Origin of the sequence: Mannheimia granulomatis (genome assembly GCF_011455695.1) — a bacterium.
Taxonomy (GTDB): Bacteria; Pseudomonadota; Gammaproteobacteria; order Enterobacterales; family Pasteurellaceae; genus Mannheimia; species Mannheimia granulomatis_A.
Map to the genome: position 1 here is coordinate 1,516,469 of NZ_CP015030.1, position 17,562 is coordinate 1,534,030.

The 17,562-nt window shown below is 40.4% G+C and carries 15 protein-coding genes; all 15 read right to left on the minus strand.

The window, feature by feature from the left end:
- Window positions 1–25 precede the first annotated feature (25 nt).
- Complete coding sequence (gene ftsZ / locus A4G16_RS07275) at window positions 26–1,258, minus strand: cell division protein FtsZ (RefSeq protein WP_165889322.1); 1,233 nt, start codon at window positions 1,256–1,258, stop codon at window positions 26–28.
- 30 nt (window positions 1,259–1,288) lie between these two features.
- Window positions 1,289–2,560 carry a cell division protein FtsA gene (gene ftsA / locus A4G16_RS07280; RefSeq protein ID WP_165889323.1) on the minus strand — a complete coding sequence of 424 codons (1,272 nt, stop codon included), beginning with the start codon at window positions 2,558–2,560 and terminating at the stop codon, window positions 1,289–1,291.
- A gap of 21 nt (window positions 2,561–2,581) precedes the next feature.
- Complete coding sequence (locus tag A4G16_RS07285) at window positions 2,582–3,373, minus strand: cell division protein FtsQ/DivIB (protein WP_165889324.1); 792 nt, start codon at window positions 3,371–3,373, stop codon at window positions 2,582–2,584.
- Window positions 3,373–4,284 carry a D-alanine--D-alanine ligase gene (locus A4G16_RS07290; protein WP_165889325.1) on the minus strand — a complete coding sequence of 304 codons (912 nt, stop codon included), beginning with the start codon at window positions 4,282–4,284 and terminating at the stop codon, window positions 3,373–3,375. Before A4G16_RS07290 ends, A4G16_RS07285 begins: the two co-directional genes overlap by 1 nt.
- A gap of 14 nt (window positions 4,285–4,298) precedes the next feature.
- Window positions 4,299–5,726 (minus strand): UDP-N-acetylmuramate--L-alanine ligase, encoded by a 1,428-nt coding sequence (gene murC, locus A4G16_RS07295; RefSeq protein WP_165889326.1) that lies wholly within the window; start codon window positions 5,724–5,726, stop codon window positions 4,299–4,301.
- A gap of 82 nt (window positions 5,727–5,808) precedes the next feature.
- Window positions 5,809–6,864 (minus strand): undecaprenyldiphospho-muramoylpentapeptide beta-N-acetylglucosaminyltransferase, encoded by a 1,056-nt coding sequence (murG, locus tag A4G16_RS07300; RefSeq protein WP_165889327.1) that lies wholly within the window; start codon window positions 6,862–6,864, stop codon window positions 5,809–5,811.
- 124 nt (window positions 6,865–6,988) lie between these two features.
- Window positions 6,989–8,167: a putative lipid II flippase FtsW gene (gene ftsW / locus A4G16_RS07305; protein WP_027074031.1), complete on the minus strand. Its 1,179-nt coding sequence runs from the start codon at window positions 8,165–8,167 to the stop codon at window positions 6,989–6,991.
- 8 nt (window positions 8,168–8,175) lie between these two features.
- Window positions 8,176–9,483 carry a UDP-N-acetylmuramoyl-L-alanine--D-glutamate ligase gene (gene murD, locus A4G16_RS07310; RefSeq protein ID WP_165889328.1) on the minus strand — a complete coding sequence of 436 codons (1,308 nt, stop codon included), beginning with the start codon at window positions 9,481–9,483 and terminating at the stop codon, window positions 8,176–8,178.
- Window positions 9,484–9,546: 63 nt separating this feature from the next.
- Window positions 9,547–10,629, minus strand: a complete 1,083-nt coding sequence (mraY, locus tag A4G16_RS07315) for a phospho-N-acetylmuramoyl-pentapeptide-transferase (protein WP_165889329.1) — start codon at window positions 10,627–10,629, stop codon at window positions 9,547–9,549.
- A gap of 22 nt (window positions 10,630–10,651) precedes the next feature.
- Window positions 10,652–12,046, minus strand: a complete 1,395-nt coding sequence (gene murF / locus A4G16_RS07320) for a UDP-N-acetylmuramoyl-tripeptide--D-alanyl-D-alanine ligase (RefSeq protein ID WP_165889330.1) — start codon at window positions 12,044–12,046, stop codon at window positions 10,652–10,654.
- An 84-nt stretch (window positions 12,047–12,130) separates the two neighbouring features.
- Window positions 12,131–13,627 (minus strand): UDP-N-acetylmuramoyl-L-alanyl-D-glutamate--2,6-diaminopimelate ligase, encoded by a 1,497-nt coding sequence (murE, locus tag A4G16_RS07325; RefSeq protein WP_165889331.1) that lies wholly within the window; start codon window positions 13,625–13,627, stop codon window positions 12,131–12,133.
- A gap of 8 nt (window positions 13,628–13,635) precedes the next feature.
- The gene (locus A4G16_RS07330; protein ID WP_165889332.1) at window positions 13,636–15,696 is read right to left on the minus strand and encodes a penicillin-binding transpeptidase domain-containing protein; all 2,061 of its coding nucleotides are present in this window, start codon (window positions 15,694–15,696) and stop codon (window positions 13,636–13,638) included.
- A 2-nt stretch (window positions 15,697–15,698) separates the two neighbouring features.
- On the minus strand, window positions 15,699–16,010 hold the full coding sequence (gene ftsL, locus A4G16_RS07335) for a cell division protein FtsL (protein WP_027074025.1): 312 nt from the start codon (window positions 16,008–16,010) through the stop codon (window positions 15,699–15,701).
- 15 nt (window positions 16,011–16,025) lie between these two features.
- The gene (rsmH, locus tag A4G16_RS07340) at window positions 16,026–16,964 is read right to left on the minus strand and encodes a 16S rRNA (cytosine(1402)-N(4))-methyltransferase RsmH (RefSeq protein ID WP_165889333.1); all 939 of its coding nucleotides are present in this window, start codon (window positions 16,962–16,964) and stop codon (window positions 16,026–16,028) included.
- Window positions 16,965–16,983: 19 nt separating this feature from the next.
- Complete coding sequence (gene mraZ / locus A4G16_RS07345) at window positions 16,984–17,442, minus strand: division/cell wall cluster transcriptional repressor MraZ (protein WP_165889334.1); 459 nt, start codon at window positions 17,440–17,442, stop codon at window positions 16,984–16,986.
- Window positions 17,443–17,562: the final 120 nt, after the last annotated feature.

Sequence of the window (17,562 nt, forward strand, 5' to 3'; positions counted from 1 at the left end):
CCCTTACTTTCCAAAATTTTGGAAGTTATTGACTATTTCTCATAAAACCCGGAATGGAATTAGGGTTAAAAATCTGTGCTGTATCTACCGATTGAGGTTTTGGTGCAACAGGTTGCTGTACTTGTTGTGTCTGACCACCAAATTGATTTGGCTGCCCATAACCCGGTTGAGTAAATGTTGGTTGCTGTGGCTGCTGTAAAGATTGAGCAACTTGAGGTTGATGTCCATGAGGTGGATATACAGGTGGAGCCTTTGGCATATGCAATGCTTCCTCAGGTTGACCAATACCAGTTGCAACAAGTGTTACACTTACTTTTCCATCCATTTCCGGATAGTAGTTACAGCCGAATACAATTGCAGCATCTTCTGTTGCAAAACCATAAATTAGGTCCATCATAGCATAAACTTCTTCTAATAAGAAATCTGTACCTGCACTGATGTTAATTAGCATACCACTTGCACCAGAAATATCCACATTTTCAAGTAATGGGCTTGAAATTGCATCATTCATTGCCTTTTCAGCACGGCCTTCACCTACTTCACCTTCAGCAAAGCCAGTACCAATCATAGCATGACCCTTACCAGACATTACTGTACGAACATCCGCAAAGTCTACGTTAATATCTGCCCCGGTTGAACCGCCCGAGCTGGTAATCATATTAGTAATACCTAGCACACAGTTACTTAATACGTCATTTGCTGCCGCAAAAGCATCTACAGCTGTCGTTTGTTTACCAAGACCACGTAACTTATCATTAGGTATGATAATTAGAGAGTCAACATACTGAGAAAGTTCCTTAATACCTTGATCAGCAAAACGCATACGACGAGGCCCTTCAAAGCGGAAAGGTTTAGTTACAACCCCCACAGTCAATGAGCCTTGCTCTTTTGCAATTTGAGCCACTACAGGAGCTGCACCTGTTCCTGTACCACCTCCCATACCTACAGCAATAAAGGTCATATTTGCACCTTTTAATGCATTCGCAATGGCCTCGCGATCTTCTTCTGCAGCCTGTTTGCCTACCATCGGATCAGCGCCTGCACCTAAGCCTTTAGTGGTACTTGCACCAATTTGAATAGTTTGACGTGTCGTTCTTTTTCTTAAAACTTGAGCATCCGTATTAACATCAAAGAATTCAACACCTTTAATATCATCGGCAGAACGAGACATTCTATCTACAGCATTACCGCCGCCACCGCCAACACCCACTACCTTAATGATAGCATCTTGCGTTTGTTCAATAATAGGTTCAAACATTTTTATCTCCCTGCGTGTTATATAACACTATTAAAATTTTGATTTGAAGAAATCAATAACTTTTTTGGTACCTCGACCAAAAGCGCCTAAAATATCTTCATTAGAATCTGTAATTGTGCTTTGTTCAGTATAATTATAGTGGCTATACTGTAAAAGCCCTAATGCTGTTGCATACTGAGGTTTATTCACATAATCGGTTAAACCTGTAATATTTAATGGATAGCCTACTCGTACTTGCGAACCAAAAATAGATTTAGCACATTCTACAAGATCTTCAATTTGTGAGCCACCACCTGTAATAACTATTCCGGCAATTAATTCTTGTTTTATGCCTTTTTGGAAGAGTTCATGACGTAATTGGCTCAATTCATTTTCGACTACTTCCAATAAATCACTATAGCACTTCGATGTTACTTCTGATACTTGAGCTCGGGTAAACGTACGAGCCATACGTCCGCCTAATCCCACTACCTCAATTTTTTTATCTGCATTATGCGTTGGTGGCGAAATAGCACTGCCATAGCTTACTTTAAGGCTCTCCGCTTCAGGGCGAGATGTTGTAAATACTCTAGCTAAATAATCTGTTATCGTATTGCCAGCAAATGGAATCACTTTACTAAATCTTAGTGCACCATCTGTATAAACCAGAACATCCATGGTACCGCCACCAATATCAATTAAGCATACGCCTAATTCTTTTTCATCTTCAGTTAATACAGAATAGCTAGATGCAAGTCCTGAAAACACGACTTGATCAACTTTTAACTTCGCACGCTCTACGGCATTTTTTAAATTTTTAAGCCAAGCTTGATGACAAGCAATTAAATGAGCTTGTACTTGTAAACGCATACCGGATAAACCAATCGGATTTTTAGTTGCCGGTAATCTATCAACATGATATTCCTGAGGAATCATATGCAAAGTTTCCAGCCCATCTTGCAATTTAATTGCTTTTGCCATATCAACAGCACTTTCGATGTTATCTTGAGTAACAATCCCACTTGATAATGTTGACGAGCCAATTTCGTTTAAGCCAATGATATGCTGACCCGAGATAGCTAAAGTTACGCCCATAATCTGACAATCAGCAATAGATTCCGCTTGTTCAATTGCACGTTGAATCGAATTTACTGCGGCATCTAAATCAATAACACCACCACCATCTATGCCTTTAGACGGGCACACACCTGCCCCCATAACATTAATAACACCGTCGGGTAATACCTCACCAACAACTGCGACTACCTTTGATGTTCCAATATCAAGGCCAACAATAATTTTTGATTCTGCTGCTTTTGTCATACTATTGTATACTTACTATGTTTAATTTTTTATAGGGCTGAAACCAACTGCTGCACCATGTGGGTAACGTAAATCAACATAAGCTAATCGATTCCCTTCAGGTACATTAATTTCAGGAAAAATCGTCACAAAACGATCTATTTTCGAAGTCCACTCTCCCCTTCCCAACCTTAACTCAACTTGATTGGTAAGTCTAATTGTCCATGAACCTCGACTATCGACAGAAACTGATGTTAAATCTAACTTACGAGCATTTAAATCTGTACGAATTTTATTCCAAGCATCCAGTACATTTTTACCTTCTGTATCTGGTCCATAAAGCAAAGGCAACCCATTTTGCTCTAGTCTCTCTTTAGGTAGAGAGAACACGACTCCCTGTTCCGATACAAAATTAATATCATTCCAAACAGCAACAGGCTTATGCTCAACTAACGTAATGCTTAAACGATCAGGGTAAAGCTTACGAACAACCACATCTTTGACCCAAGGCATAGATAAAAGTTTATCTTTGACCTCTTGAATATCTTGTCCAAAATATCCTTTTAGAGCCGGTTCTCTTGATAAAGTTTCCCGAATATCTGCATTCGTTGTAAATTCTGTTTTATGAGTCAAAGCATAAGCTCGAATCGGAGTTTTATCCCAACTCTCAAGAATGCTCTGCCACTTACTATAAATACCAAATATAAATAGTATACATAATAACACAATTAACGGCTTAATGAATACTAGCCATCTACGTGAAGAAACTGAAGTTTTTGGATTAATAACATTCAAACGCACATTTGTGCTGTTTTTCTTGCGGAAAATCCCCATTAAGCACTTAACTCCAATACTCGCTCAACTAATTTCTCAAATGAAATACCAACAGTTGCAGCCGATTTAGGGAAAATGCTGTGACTTGTCATTCCCGGATTAGTATTAACTTCTACCAAGCGGAAATTACCTTTCGCATCCTCCATCACATCAATACGGCTCCAACCACGACAGCCTACTACATCGTAAGCGGCTTTAACTAATTTCGCCACTTCTGCCTGACGTTCATCATTTAAAGCAGGTACAACATATTGTGTGTTATCCGATACATATTTCGCATGGTAGTCATAAAATTCACCATCCGGAATAACCTGCACTGCCGGCAAGACTTGACCATCCAACACCGGTACAGAATATTCATTACCAGCTAAAAACTCCTCAACTAAAACAATTGAGTCAAATTTTAAAGCTTCAATAATAGCAGGCTCTAACTCCTCTTTGGTTTTAACTTTGAAAACACCAACACTTGAGCCTTCACATGATGGCTTAACAAATACCGGCAAACCTAATTTTGCAATAATTCCGTCAAAATCGACCGCTTGTCCACGCTGAACAACAACCATATCTGCGGTTGGCAAGCCTACGGCATTCCATAATAATTTAGTACGGAATTTATCTAAGGTTACCGCTGATGCCATCACACCACACCCCGTGTAAGGGATGCCCATTTGTTCTAAAGCACCTTGCAATACACCATTTTCTCCAATACCACCATGTAGAATATTAAATACACGCTGAATCCCTTTTTCTTTTAATTTTTCAATCGGAAATTCTTTAGTATCAATACCTTCTACATTATAGCCTAGACTTTTTAACGCCTCTGTTACCGCAGCGCCCGAATTAAGAGAAACCTCACGCTCTTGTGATACACCACCAAACAATACCGCAATTTTTTCGTTTTTAATGCTCATTTATTTTATCCTTTTTAATCTTTCCAGCTTTCCGCCAGACCACGAGAAATTCGGCTTACACTTCCTGCACCTTGAGCTAAAATCAAATCACCGTCTTGAATAATTTGATCTAACACGTCACCTAATTGTTCAGTGTCAGAGACCAAAATTGGATCGACCTTACCTAAATTTCGGATAGAACGAGCCAAAGATTTACTATCCGCACCAACAATAGGAGACTCACCTGCAGCGTACACATCTAATAAAATCAAAGCATCCACTTTAGAGAGAACCTGTACAAACTCATCAAATAAATCACGGGTTCGAGAATAACGATGTGGCTGGAAAATCATCACTACACGTTTGCCTTCCCAACCTTGGCGAGCAGCTTGAATGGTAACATCCACTTCTGTTGGATGATGACCATAATCATCCACTAACATAATTTTGCCGTTAGGGCGAATAAATGAACCTAATTGGTCAAAGCGACGACCTGCACCTTGGAAATCTGCAAGTGCTGCAAGAATCGCCTCATTTTCAATCCCTTCTTCTTTTGCCACAGCGAGCGCTGCTGTAGCGTTTAATGCGTTATGCTTACCAGGTACATTTAACAGCACATCAATCCGCTCACCCGTTGGACAAACCACGGTGTAATGCCCTTGGAAACCTGTTTGCTGATAATCTTCAATACGGTAATCAGCCTTTTCACTAAAACCATAAGTGATAACTTGGCGACCAACACGCGGAGCAATTTCCATCACTGTTGCATCATCTGCACACATCACTGCTAATCCATAGAAAGGTAAGTTACGTAAAAAATTCACGTAGGTATCTTTCATTTTCTCAAAGTCACCACCATAGGTATCCATGTGATCAGGTTCAATATTAGTTACGACCGATACCATAGGCTGCAAATGCAAAAATGAAGCATCACTTTCATCCGCTTCTGCAATTAAATAACGACTTGCGCCTAAATGAGCATTTTTCCCAGCCGATTTTACCAAACCACCATTTACAAAAGTTGGATCTAACTTCGCTTCCGTATAAATCATTGAGATCATAGCCGTAGTGGTGGTTTTACCATGCGTACCCGAAATCGCAATACCATGACGGAAACGCATAATTTCAGCCAACATTTCTGCACGACGAATCACAGGAATACGGGCCTCACGGGCAGCCATAATTTCAGGATTGGTTTCATCAATCGCCGTTGACACCACAACCACACTAGCACCAGCTACGTTTTCGGCTTGATGCCCGATGAAAACTTTTGCTCCTGCCGCCGATAAACGTTGGGTTACCACACCATCAGCAATATCTGATCCCGAAATAGCATAACCTTCGTTTAATAATACTTCGGCAATACCACTCATGCCTGCACCACCAATCCCGATAAAGTGAATTTGGCTCACACGACGCATTTCAGGGACTAATTTTTTAATTTTGTCTTGGAAATTTTTCATCTTCTATCCTGTTATCTGTTTGCAAGCGGTTAAAAATTTCAATTATTTTGCAAATTTTACGTAAAATTTAACCGCTTGTAGATCAATTCGCTTCTTGAATAATTACCTCAGCCACACGTTGTGCTGCTGTTGGGGTTGCTTTGGAGCGGGCTTTGATCGCCATTTCCAATAATTTTTGACGCTCAGCAATTAATGGCTCTAATACTTTTAGTAGCGACTGTGGATTAAAATCCGCTTGCTCGATAATGACTGCAGCTCCATCTTCTGCCAAATAATAAGCATTTAAAAATTGTTGGCGATCTTTATGTTGAAACGGCACAAAAATTGCTGGCAAACCTACCGCTGCAATTTCACACACAGTTAAAGCTCCCGAACGACAAATCACAATATCCGCCCATTCATAGGCCGCTTTCATATCATCAATAAATTCAGACGCAATGCCATTGCCGGTTTGTTGGTAAACTTCTGCTATACCATCTAAATTCCCTTTACCGACTTGATGGCTAATGAACACATTACTTCCTAGCACCTTAGCAATTTCTGGCACGGTCTGATTAATTACTCTTGCCCCTTGGCTACCGCCCATCACTAAAATATTGACTGGATACCCTCTTTCAGCAAAACGCTCTTGTGGTGTAGGCAAGTTTGATAAATCTTCACGCACAGGATTACCAACCACTTCGACATTTTTAAAAGCCGTCGGGAAAGCTTGTAACACTCGGCGAGCTACTTTTGCCAGCCACACATTGGTTAAACCTGCTACCGCATTTTGCTCGTGTAAAATCACGGGGACACCACATAATTTAGCGGCGATACCGCCTGGGCCCGAGACATAGCCCCCCATTCCTAAAACTGCATCAGGTTTATAATTTTGAATAATTTTGCGTGCCTGCATAACCGCTTTAAAAATAGCAAAAGGGGCTTTTAATAATGCACCCAAACCTTTACCTCTCAGCCCTGAAATTTCAATAAAATCAATCTCAATGCCATGTTTTGGCACAAGGGTGGCTTCCATACGATCTTTTGTACCTAACCAGCGAATTTGCCAACCCTGTTTTTGTAGCTCTCGAGCTACTGCAATTGCCGGAAAAACATGCCCACCGGTGCCACCAGCCATCACTAATAATTTTTTAGTCATACTGAACTCTTTGATTATAAAAACGCTATATTCTACCCGATTTTTACTCACTATGCTTGTGCTTTCAAAGCAAGTAGAAGATCACTATTTTTGCAAAATAAAATAAAAATCTGACCGCTTGTAACTAAGAGGCTTTAATTTTCGCATGCCCGATCCTAACTGTTCGGTTTTCGTGATCAATTCTTAACAACACGGCAATAGCAACGGACATAATCACTAAACTTGAACCACCGTAACTTACAAGAGGGAAAGTCAAGCCCTTAGTAGGTAATAAGCCGGATGCCACCCCTAAATTTACAAAGCCTTGTAAGAAGATCCAAATCGCAATTCCAAATGCCATATAACCTTTAAAACGCTCTTCTAGAATAAGCGATTCTTTACTGATTTTTAATGCCCGAACCGTCAATAACACCAATAAAAGCACAATGCACATAATACCGAAGAAGCCGAATTCTTCGCCAACAACCGCCATTACAAAGTCGGTATGGGCTTCAGGTAAGTATTCTAATTTTTGCACCGAATTGCCTAGCCCTTGCCCCCAAAATTCACCTTGCCCAAATGCCATTTGAGAATTAGATAATTGAAAGCCATCACCATAAGCATCCGCAAAAGGATCCATAAAGGAGGTTACACGTTTTAGACGGTATTCTGAGGTTAAAATCAATACGGCAAATAAAACTGCACCAACGACGCCTAAAAACATAAATTGCATTATTTTCGCACCAACAATAAAAAGCATTGAGAATGTGAGCACGAATAATACAAAGGTACTACCTAAGTCTGGCTGTAAAATCAGCAAGAAACCAAATATAAACAAAATTACTGCCGGTCGCCAGAAACTGGCTTTTTCGGTACGGATTTCATCATATTTACGTACATAAAAGCTGGCGAAATAACAAATGACCGCAAGCTTTGCCAGTTCCGCCGGCTGGAAATTCAAGATCCCAAGCGGAATCCAACGCACAGCACCATTAATAGAACGACCAAAAATCAATACCGCAATCAAAAAGCTGATTGCTACGAAAAATAAAACAACGTTATATCGTTCCCACTTCTCAGACGGAATTTGTACAAAAATATAACAAAAGATAATAGAGGCAATAATATATAAGCCATCACGAATCGCAAAATAAAAGGGATCGTTATTCAATCTTGTACTAACAGGAATAGAGGCAGATGTTACCATCACAAAACCAATTATCAACAAACCTAAAAATAGCCAGATCAGTGTTCTATCATAAAGTGAATTAACCGGCGTTAACCTTACCCATTTATCCCATTCTGTTTTAACTTTTTCTAACATTACACCTATTATCCTTGTGGCTCTTGTTTTTGTGCGAGTGCCATAAACACATCACCACGATGTTCAAAATTCTTAAATTGATCCAAACTTGCACAGGCAGGTGAAAGCAACACCATATCACCTCTTTTCAATTTCGCTCGGATTGCTTCAACAGCTTGCTCCATTGTTTCAACTAAAACACTCTGCTCACTTAATTCCGCTAAATCTGCACCGTCTTGACCGAAACAGTAGCAAACAATATTCGGTTTATTAATCAGCGGTCTTAATTCTGAGAAATCAGCGGCTTTCCCATCTCCACCCAATAATAAATAAAGCGTACCTGCCACATTTAAACCGTTTAATGCTGCAACTGTGCTACCAACATTGGTTGCTTTAGAATCATTCACCCAACGTACGCCGTCCTGAGTTGGAACTGCTTGGAAACGATGTGGTAAACCTCCATAAACTTGGAGTGCTTTCACAATTCCTTCACGTGGTACATTCGCAGCCTCCGCCAATGCCATCGCCGCTAAAGCATTCATTTCATTATGACGCCCGCTGATGAGCATTTGAGAGGTATTCATCACCGCAATATCACCCGCATAAAGCAAACCGTTGCTCATTGTGTATTCTGCATTCTGCTGTGCAAAACGTATCAAATTTTCTACCGCTTGATCAGGATAAGTTTGCGGATCTTCACCATTCACAATAATATATTTAGCATTGTCATAAATACGTAATTTTGCCGCACGATAATCTGCAATCGAATTATAGCGATCCATATGATCTTCGCTGATATTTAAAATCGTTGCTGCTTGAGCTTTTAGCGAATAAGTAGTTTCTAATTGGAAACTGGATAGTTCTAAAACAAAAAGCTCATAATCTTCTTCTAACAAACTCAGCACAGGCACACCAATGTTACCACCCATTCCGACCTTAATACCGGCTTGTTTTGCCATCTCAGTAGTCAAGGTTGTTACCGTGCTTTTACCGTTTGAACCAGTTATAGCAATAATTGGCGCTTTTGCTTCACGACAGAAGAGTTCCACATCACCCACAACTTCAATCCCGGCTTGAATTGCCTGCTGAATTTCAGGTGTCGCCAATGCAAGCCCTGGACTTATGACAATTAAATCCGATTTAAGCAACCACTCACTATTTAAACTGCCTGTATGTAAAGGAATATTTTTATCTAAGCGCTCTGCACCTGCCGGTTTTTCTCGCGTATCAATCACTTGCACATTCGCTTTTTTACGCATAAAGAAATCAACACAAGATAGGCCTGTTGTGCCTAATCCGATAATAGTAACTGTTTTATCTTGGTATTGGTTTTGCATACTTTTTTCTCTAAATCTAAAAAACAGTATAAGGTGCATTAATAAAAATGCACCTTATGTACTTTAACGTAATTTAAGCGTCACTAAGCCCACTAACACAAGCATTAACGTAATAATCCAGAAACGGACGATAACCCGTGGCTCAGGCCAGCCTTTTAATTCAAAGTGGTGGTGAATCGGAGCCATGCGGAAAATACGCTTTTGACGCAATTTATAAGAGCCAACTTGTAAAATAACCGAGAGAGCCTCAACAACAAAAACACCGCCCATTACAACTAACAATAATTCTTGGCGAACAAGTACGGCAATCACACCTAATGCACCACCTAATGAAAGAGAACCTACATCGCCCATAAATACTTGCGCCGGATAAGTGTTGTACCATAAAAAGCCTAAACCCGCTCCCACAATAGCAGTACATAGAATCACAAGCTCGCCAGCATTTGGAATAAATGGAATATGCAAATATTGTGCAAAGTTAAAGTTACCCGTTGCCCACGCAATTAAAGCAAAGGCTGAAGCCACCATAATGGTTGGTACAATCGCTAAGCCATCTAAACCATCGGTTAAATTCACTGCGTTACTGGTGCCAACAATCACAAAGTAAGCTAGGACAATATAAAACAGCCCTAATTGCGGCATAACATCTTTAAAGAACGGCACAACTAATTGAGTCGCTGCGGTATCTTTCCCAACAGCATACATCCCAAATACAGCGACTAAGGCAATAGCGGATAACCAAAAATATTTCCAACGGGCAATTAAGCCATCCGTGTTTTTACGCGCGATTTTACGATAATCATCAATAAATCCCACGGCACCATAACCAAATAACACAAATAAGGTGAACCAAACATAAGGATTAGTTAAATTTGCCCATAATAATGTACTGACACCGATAGCAATCAAAATCATAATACCGCCCATAGTTGGGGTACCACGTTTTTTAAAATGGCTTTCCGGTCCGTCATTACGCACCTCTTGGCCAAATTTCAAAATTTGCAAACGGCGAATTACCTTCGGCCCAATCCAAAGCCCAATTCCCATTGCCGTTAATAACGCCATAATGGCACGGAAAGTAATATAAGATACAACATTAAATGCTGTATTATATTGAACAAGATATTCAGCAAGCCAAACTAACATTGTTTAGTCCTTAAAATAATAATTAGAAATTTACGTTAAATTGTTTACACAGTTCGGAAATCAATGTTTCCATTTTTTGGCTCCTAGAGCCTTTGGCTAGTAATACAAGCGGTTGTTTTTGCTCAATTTTTTGCAAAATAATCGGCGTTAGAAATTCAACCATTTTTTGTTTATCAGTGAAATGATTTTCTGCCTTATTACTAATTACCGCGCTCTCTTTGCCAAAGCTAACGATTAAATCTAAATTTGCCTGAGCAGCAAAATCCGCTACCTCTTGATGGCAGGCTTCGCTTTCTGCCCCTAATTCTGCCATATCCCCTACTGCAAAAACTCGATAAGCAGGATAATTTTGTAATACTGAAACTGCTGATTTCATTGAATCTACATTGGCATTGTAAGTATCATCAATGAACAAGCAATCCTCATTAATCTGCACCGGATACAAACGCCCTTTTACCATGGAGCGCTGCTCAAGCCCTGCTTTAACCGCCTCAAGTGTTGCCCCCACCGACATTGCAAGTGCAGTTGCCGCCAACGCATTGCTGATATTATGGCTGCCTAAATAGGGCAACTGAATGTCAGTTTCACCTTGTGGCGTATGTAACGTAAAACGTGAGCCATTTAATTGCAGCTCAACATTATCCGCCCAGTAATCTGCAGCAGAATCGGAATCTGAACCGACATAAGAGAAAGAGTTTAATTCGTGAGGGCTAATTTCCTGCTGCCACTGTGGATAGTAGAAGGCTAAGTTTACAATCGCCTTACCACCTTCTTTCAAACCGCGGTAAATCTCACCTTTGGCTTTTGCCACACCTTCTAGCGAACCAAACCCCTCTAAATGAGCGGCGGCAACATTATTTACCAAGCAAGCATCAGGTTGTGCAATCGAGGTTGTGTAAGCAATTTCGCCAATGTGATTCGCCCCCAGCTCAATCACCGCATATTTATGCTGTTCGGTTAAGCGAAGCAAGGTCATAGGCACACCTAACTCATTGTTTAAGTTACCGAAAGTATAGAGAACTTCATCTTCACAAGCGGTCATTTTTTGCAAAATTTTTGCAGTCATCTCTTTCACAGTTGTTTTACCGGAAGAACCTGTCATCGCGACCGTTTTCGGATTTAGTTTCGCCTTTAACCACTTTGCTAATTCACCCAATGCTAAACGGGTATCCGCCACAATAATTTGCGGTACGTTAATCTCACATTCCCGCTCAACCACTACTGCCACACAGCCTTGTTCAACAGCATTGGCAAGATAATTATGGGCATCAAAATTTTCACCCTTTAATGCAAAAAATAAGCCGTTTTTGACCGCTTGACGGGTATCTGTGCTAGTGGTTTCCACCACTGTTTCGCCATTTCCGACAAGTCGAGCATTTAAGATTTCAGCAATTTGCTGGGTTGTTAGTTTTATCATTGATTTATCTTTTTCTTTATAAAATTAATTAAGAGCATTTTATCTCTGTCACTTTTCTTTGCTTATGCAAAGAAAGTAATAAAATCATCCTAGATATTTCCTCGCTGTTTCCTGATCCGAAAAATGCAACTTCTCCGCCCCAATTATTTGATAATCTTCGTGGCCTTTACCTGTAATTAAAATCACGTCACTAGCTTTAGCTTGTTCGATTGCCGTTTTAATCGCTTCTTCACGATTGTGGATAACTTGCACAGCAGCTGGATTTTCGAAACCTTTAACAATATCTGCCATAATATTTTGGTTGTTTTCTGTACGAGGGTTATCGTCCGTAGCAATCACTTTATCCGCAAGTTTTTCTGCAATTGTTGCCATTAATGGGCGTTTGCCCGCATCTCTGTCTCCGCCACAGCCGAAAATGCAGTAAAGTTCGCCTTTGCAATGCAAACGTGCAGCCTGTAGGGCTTTTTCTAAGGCATCAGGCGTATGGGCATAGTCCACAATCACCATCGGTTTGTTTGGTGCGGTAATACATTCCATTCTGCCGGCTACACCCACTAAATTTGGGGCGGTTTTTACTAATTCATTAATATTAAAGCCAAGCGCCAGCAAGCCGGCAAAAGCAGTGAGTAGATTACTCACATTGAACGCCCCGATTAAGCGACTGCTAAGTTCACCATTTCCCCAACTTGAAGCAAATTTAATGCTTGCCCCTTGGAGGGTAAATTTTACCTCTGTGGCTTTCACAAAACGGTGGTTACTTAAAAAATCCGGCTGAGAGCTAACAGCAACCGCATTTGGTAATTTGTTTAGCCATTTTGCACCGATTTCATCATCAGCATTGATTACTTGAGCTTGGGTTTTCAGCTCACTGAATAAACGAAATTTGGCTTCGGCGTATTCTTCCATTGTGTTGTGGTAATCGAGATGATCGCGACTTAAGTTTGTGAATATTGCCAAATCAAATTCTAAAGCTTCCGCTCTAAATTGAGCTAGTCCGTGTGAACTGACTTCCATCGCACAGAAATCTGCCCCTTGTTCTACAAAATCAGCTAAATTGCGTTGGATTTCAATCGCAGAGCCTGTGGTATTTACTGCCTCTTGTACTTTGCCATATAAACCGTTGCCGATGGTTCCCATCACTGCAGATTTTCCACCTAATAAATTCCGCCATTGTGCTAGTAATTGAGCCGTAGTCGTTTTTCCGTTAGTGCCAGTAATGCCCGATAAGATTAGTTTTTGTGATGGATTGTCGTAAAACGCTCCGGCAATCTCAGACAGTAATTTGGGAAGATGTGGTACCGAAACTACCTTACAACAAGCGGTACGATCTAGGTTAAATTTTGCAAATGCAGGATCTAACTCAACTTCAAATTGATCATCATCCGCTTCTGCCAACACAAGGCTTGCACCTTGCTCAATCGCTTTATTAATAAATTGTCTGCCATCAACTTGGTGACCTTTTAATGCCACAAAGAGATCGCCTTGTTTGATTTGGCGGCTATCCAAGGTCATTTCATTTAGCTCGGTTAATTCTTCAACCCAAGCATCTAGCTCTGTCAGAAAAGGAAGTAAACGTTTCATAGTGTGCCTTAATTAACTCTGCGTTCTAATTTTATTTCACGTACTGCACTTTGTGTGTCTTCAGTTAAATTATCCGGCTTGATATTACGTTGTTTCAGCGTATAACCCATAATGCGGGAGAAAAGTGGGGCGGAAACAAAACCACCGTAATAGTTACCGGCTTTTGGTTCATTCACTAATACTACTAACGCAAAACGCGGATCACTTGCCGGGGCTAAACCGGCGGTATAAGCGATATATTTTTCTACATATTTGCCGTTTTCTAATTTACGGGCTGTACCGGTTTTAATCGCAACACGGTAGCCGTCTACTGCCGCACGCTGCCCACCTTCGCCTTTAGCTGCCACACTTTCCATCATATGTACAACATCTCGGGTGATTTTTTCCGGCAATACACGCTCACCGATCACTGGCGGATCCACTTTAGTAATCGACAGCGGACGATAAATACCGAAACTGCCTAAGGTTGCATAAGCTCGTGCAAGTTGTAATGGCGTTACATTTAAGCCATATCCATAAGAGAGCGTTGCCCGTTCAATATCTGCCCAGCGTTTGCGATCACCATTAGACCCTCGCTGCTCGCCTAGCCCTAATCCGGTATCTTTACCAAAGCCGATTTTGGTGTAAGTATCTACTAAAGCAGTCGATGGCATACGTAATGCTAAGCGGCTCACCCCAATATTACTGGATTTCTGCAAAATTCCGGTAAGCGTTAAGCTATCTCTTGGAGCAACGTCTTTAATGGTATGTCCATTTACCACAAACGGACGAGTGCTGATAACTTCATCACGATAAGTTACCCCTTGCTGTAATGCAGTTAAAACAGTAAAAGGTTTTACTGTTGATCCTGGTTCAAAAGTATCGGTAATTGCGCGGTTACGCATTAGCTCAGGCTTGAAGCTGTCTCTCTTATTCGGGTTGAAAGATGGTGCATTTGCCATCGCCAGAATCTCACCGGTCTGTACATCTACCAACACGGCTGTACCCGACTCTGCATTATTTTCCTGAACCGCTTTTTTAATCTCACCGTAAACCATTGATTGCAATTCTTCATCAATGCTAAGCATCACATCTTGCGGATCGTATTGTTTTTCCGAACGAATATTTTCAACAATATTACCTTTAGCATCTTTACGAATAATTTGCTTACCGTTTTTACCGATAAGCAGTGAATCAAAGCTACGCTCTAAACCTTCAGAGCCATGCATATCATCTTTATCAGTAAAACCGATAAGTTGGGAAGACTCTTCCGCTAATGGATAAAAACGGCGAGATTCCACTTTCACTACCAATGCACTAATATCAAGTTCTTTTGCATATTCGCTAATCGCTTCCGATTCGTGGCGGGAAAGATAAACAAATCGCTGACGGTTTTTTGCATAAAGTTCGGTCATTACATCATTGTATGCACGTCCGATTTCTTTACTTAATGCCTGAAATTTTTTGCGTTCTAATTCGGCATTTTCATTATCCAAACGCAAAAAAACAGAATTCGGATTATTTCGTACTTTTTCAAGTAAGGTGTTGTAATCCAATCCTGTTACTTGAGAAAGCTGTGTCCAATAGCCCTCACTTTTAGTATTTAGCGTAGAGCGAGGGTCAAAATCCACTTTCTCTTTGGAAACATTTTTCTTTTCAATAAATTTATTAACGCTTGCCTCAATCTTGCTTTTAGATGTTTCCATCTCAATTGCCAAGGCTCGCCAACTTTCGTTTGATCGGCGTAGCTTAGTGTCAAAATATTCTCTTGGATCTAAAGTTAATGAATACATTGGCACACTGATAGAGAGGAAGCGTCCGTTGCGATCTAAAATTCTACCACGAGTAAATTGTAGTTCTTTAGTCCGCAGTGAGCGGTTATTTGCTTCTTTAATTAATCTTTCCGAATCAACAAGTTGAATATAAGCTGCTTGGCCTAACAAGCCGGCAACCATGACAACCATCAAAAAAGCAACAACCGCAAAACGTTTTGGTAAAAAACTCGGTAATTTTTTACTGTCTGCTTTTGGAGATTCTGCTTTATTAATAGGCGTTTCTTTTTTACGCTTTAATTTGACTGATGTAACCATTTTTATTCAACTAAAATTATTTCTTGCTCTTTTTTAATCGGTTGTAAACCAAAGGACTTCGCTGCAGCATCTACCCTTGCCCTTCCACTGCGACTGTTTTCTTCCAGCAACAAATTCGTATACTGACTTTCTAATCGCTGATTAGCTTGTATAAGCTGCCCTTGCTCACTAACTAATAAACGGGTTTGGTGTGTTACCCAAATTGTAGCAACCGCTGAAATAACCACGCCTATCAATAGTAAAATCGCGACCTTGTTATGACTAAAAATGTCATCAATAATAATTTGATGTAAAGGATAACGTTCGTTTGACATAGCGATTCCTATAAATTAACGCTTTTCGGCAATACGTAATACTGCACTACGCGAGCGAGCATTTGCTTCAATTTCAGCTTCACTCGGCATAATTGCTTTACCGATGGTTTTTAGTGGAATATTTTTATTCAGCTCAGATTCTAAAATCGGTAATCCTCTCGGTACTTCCATTCCTTTACTATGCTTACGCATAAACTGCTTGACCATACGGTCTTCAAGAGAATGGAAACTGATAATCGACAAACGGCCTTCCGGTGCCAATACACTTAAAGCTGCATTTAAGGCTTTCTCCAACTCATCTAATTCACTATTAATAAAAATTCGAATTGCTTGGAATGAACGAGTCGCAGGGTGTTTATGTTTATCTTTAAACGGCACTGCATCGCTAATAATTTGCGCTAATTGTAAAGTACGGGAAATTTTTTCATTTGCAGATTTATTGTAAGAAACGACCGCTTGTGCAATACGTTTAGCAAAACGCTCTTCACCAAATTCTTTCAGCACCCATGCTAAATCATCCACTGAAACTTGTGCCAGCCACTCTGCAGCAGATAAACCTTTGGTAGTATCCATGCGCATATCCAAAGGCCCATCACGCATAAAGCTAAAACCGCGTTCAGCTTCATCAAGCTGTGGGGAAGATACACCTAAATCTAATAATATTCCGTCAATTTTGCCTATTAATCCCATCTCCTCACAGATTTCAGGAATAGCAGAAAAAGCCGTATGTTTGATTTGAAAACGAACGTCGCTGATAGTGTTCGCCTCTGCAATAGCACGAGGATCACGGTCTGTTGCAATTAAACGACCATAGTCACCTAACTTAGAAAGAATTAAACGAGAATGACCTCCTCGCCCGAAAGTGCCGTCAATATAAATACCGTTTGGCTTAATTGCTAAACCTTCAACAGCTTCGTGCAAAAGAACGGTAATATGTTTTGGAGAATCACTCATCTGCGGTTCCGATTATTTGTTATAGAGAAAGATTTTTCAGTGCATCGCAATCCAACATTTCTGCTGAACTACCAAAAGCAAGATCCTCGGCAATTTGAGCCTGCCATTGTTTATCTTGCCAAATTTCAAATTTATTTAACTGCCCAACTAGCATAATTTGCTGTTCAAGTTGAGCATGCTGACGTAACGCCGGGCTTAATAACACACGCCCTGCAGAATCCATTTCACATTCGGTTGCAAAGCCTTGCATCACACGTTGGATTCTTCGCTGAACGGGGTCAAAATTCGACAATGCCAATAATTTTTGCTCAACCGTTTCCCATTCATGTAATGGATAAAGCAACAAACATGGTTGGCGAATATCTACGGTACAAACCAAAATGCCGTGATGCTTTTCTAACAATTCGGCACGATAACGTGTCGGAATTGCGATCCGCCCTTTACTATCAATGCTGATTGAACTAACACCACGAAACATTTTTGATCTTTACCTTATTTAGAAGAGATGAAATTAGGAAAAAGTTCCACAATACTCCACTTTTTCCCACTTAATTGATGAATTTTATAGATTAGTTGTACATCTATCAAGGAGTTTTAG

Bases quoted from the DNA above. Each gene is read 5' to 3' on its own strand.
- ftsZ (WP_165889322.1), bottom strand. From the start codon at position 1,258: ATGTTTGAACCTATTATTGAACAAACGCAAGATGCTATCATTAAGGTA.
- ftsA (WP_165889323.1), bottom strand. From the start codon at position 2,560: ATGACAAAAGCAGCAGAATCAAAAATTATTGTTGGCCTTGATATTGGA.
- A4G16_RS07285 (WP_165889324.1), bottom strand. From the start codon at position 3,373: ATGGGGATTTTCCGCAAGAAAAACAGCACAAATGTGCGTTTGAATGTT.
- A4G16_RS07290 (WP_165889325.1), bottom strand. From the start codon at position 4,284: ATGAGCATTAAAAACGAAAAAATTGCGGTATTGTTTGGTGGTGTATCA.
- murC (WP_165889326.1), bottom strand. From the start codon at position 5,726: ATGAAAAATTTCCAAGACAAAATTAAAAAATTAGTCCCTGAAATGCGT.
- murG (WP_165889327.1), bottom strand. From the start codon at position 6,864: ATGACTAAAAAATTATTAGTGATGGCTGGTGGCACCGGTGGGCATGTT.
- ftsW (WP_027074031.1), bottom strand. From the start codon at position 8,167: ATGTTAGAAAAAGTTAAAACAGAATGGGATAAATGGGTAAGGTTAACG.
- murD (WP_165889328.1), bottom strand. From the start codon at position 9,483: ATGCAAAACCAATACCAAGATAAAACAGTTACTATTATCGGATTAGGC.
- mraY (WP_165889329.1), bottom strand. From the start codon at position 10,629: ATGTTAGTTTGGCTTGCTGAATATCTTGTTCAATATAATACAGCATTT.
- murF (WP_165889330.1), bottom strand. From the start codon at position 12,046: ATGATAAAACTAACAACCCAGCAAATTGCTGAAATCTTAAATGCTCGA.
- murE (WP_165889331.1), bottom strand. From the start codon at position 13,627: ATGAAACGTTTACTTCCTTTTCTGACAGAGCTAGATGCTTGGGTTGAA.
- A4G16_RS07330 (WP_165889332.1), bottom strand. From the start codon at position 15,696: ATGGTTACATCAGTCAAATTAAAGCGTAAAAAAGAAACGCCTATTAAT.
- ftsL (WP_027074025.1), bottom strand. From the start codon at position 16,010: ATGTCAAACGAACGTTATCCTTTACATCAAATTATTATTGATGACATT.
- rsmH (WP_165889333.1), bottom strand. From the start codon at position 16,964: ATGAGTGATTCTCCAAAACATATTACCGTTCTTTTGCACGAAGCTGTT.
- mraZ (WP_165889334.1), bottom strand. From the start codon at position 17,442: ATGTTTCGTGGTGTTAGTTCAATCAGCATTGATAGTAAAGGGCGGATC.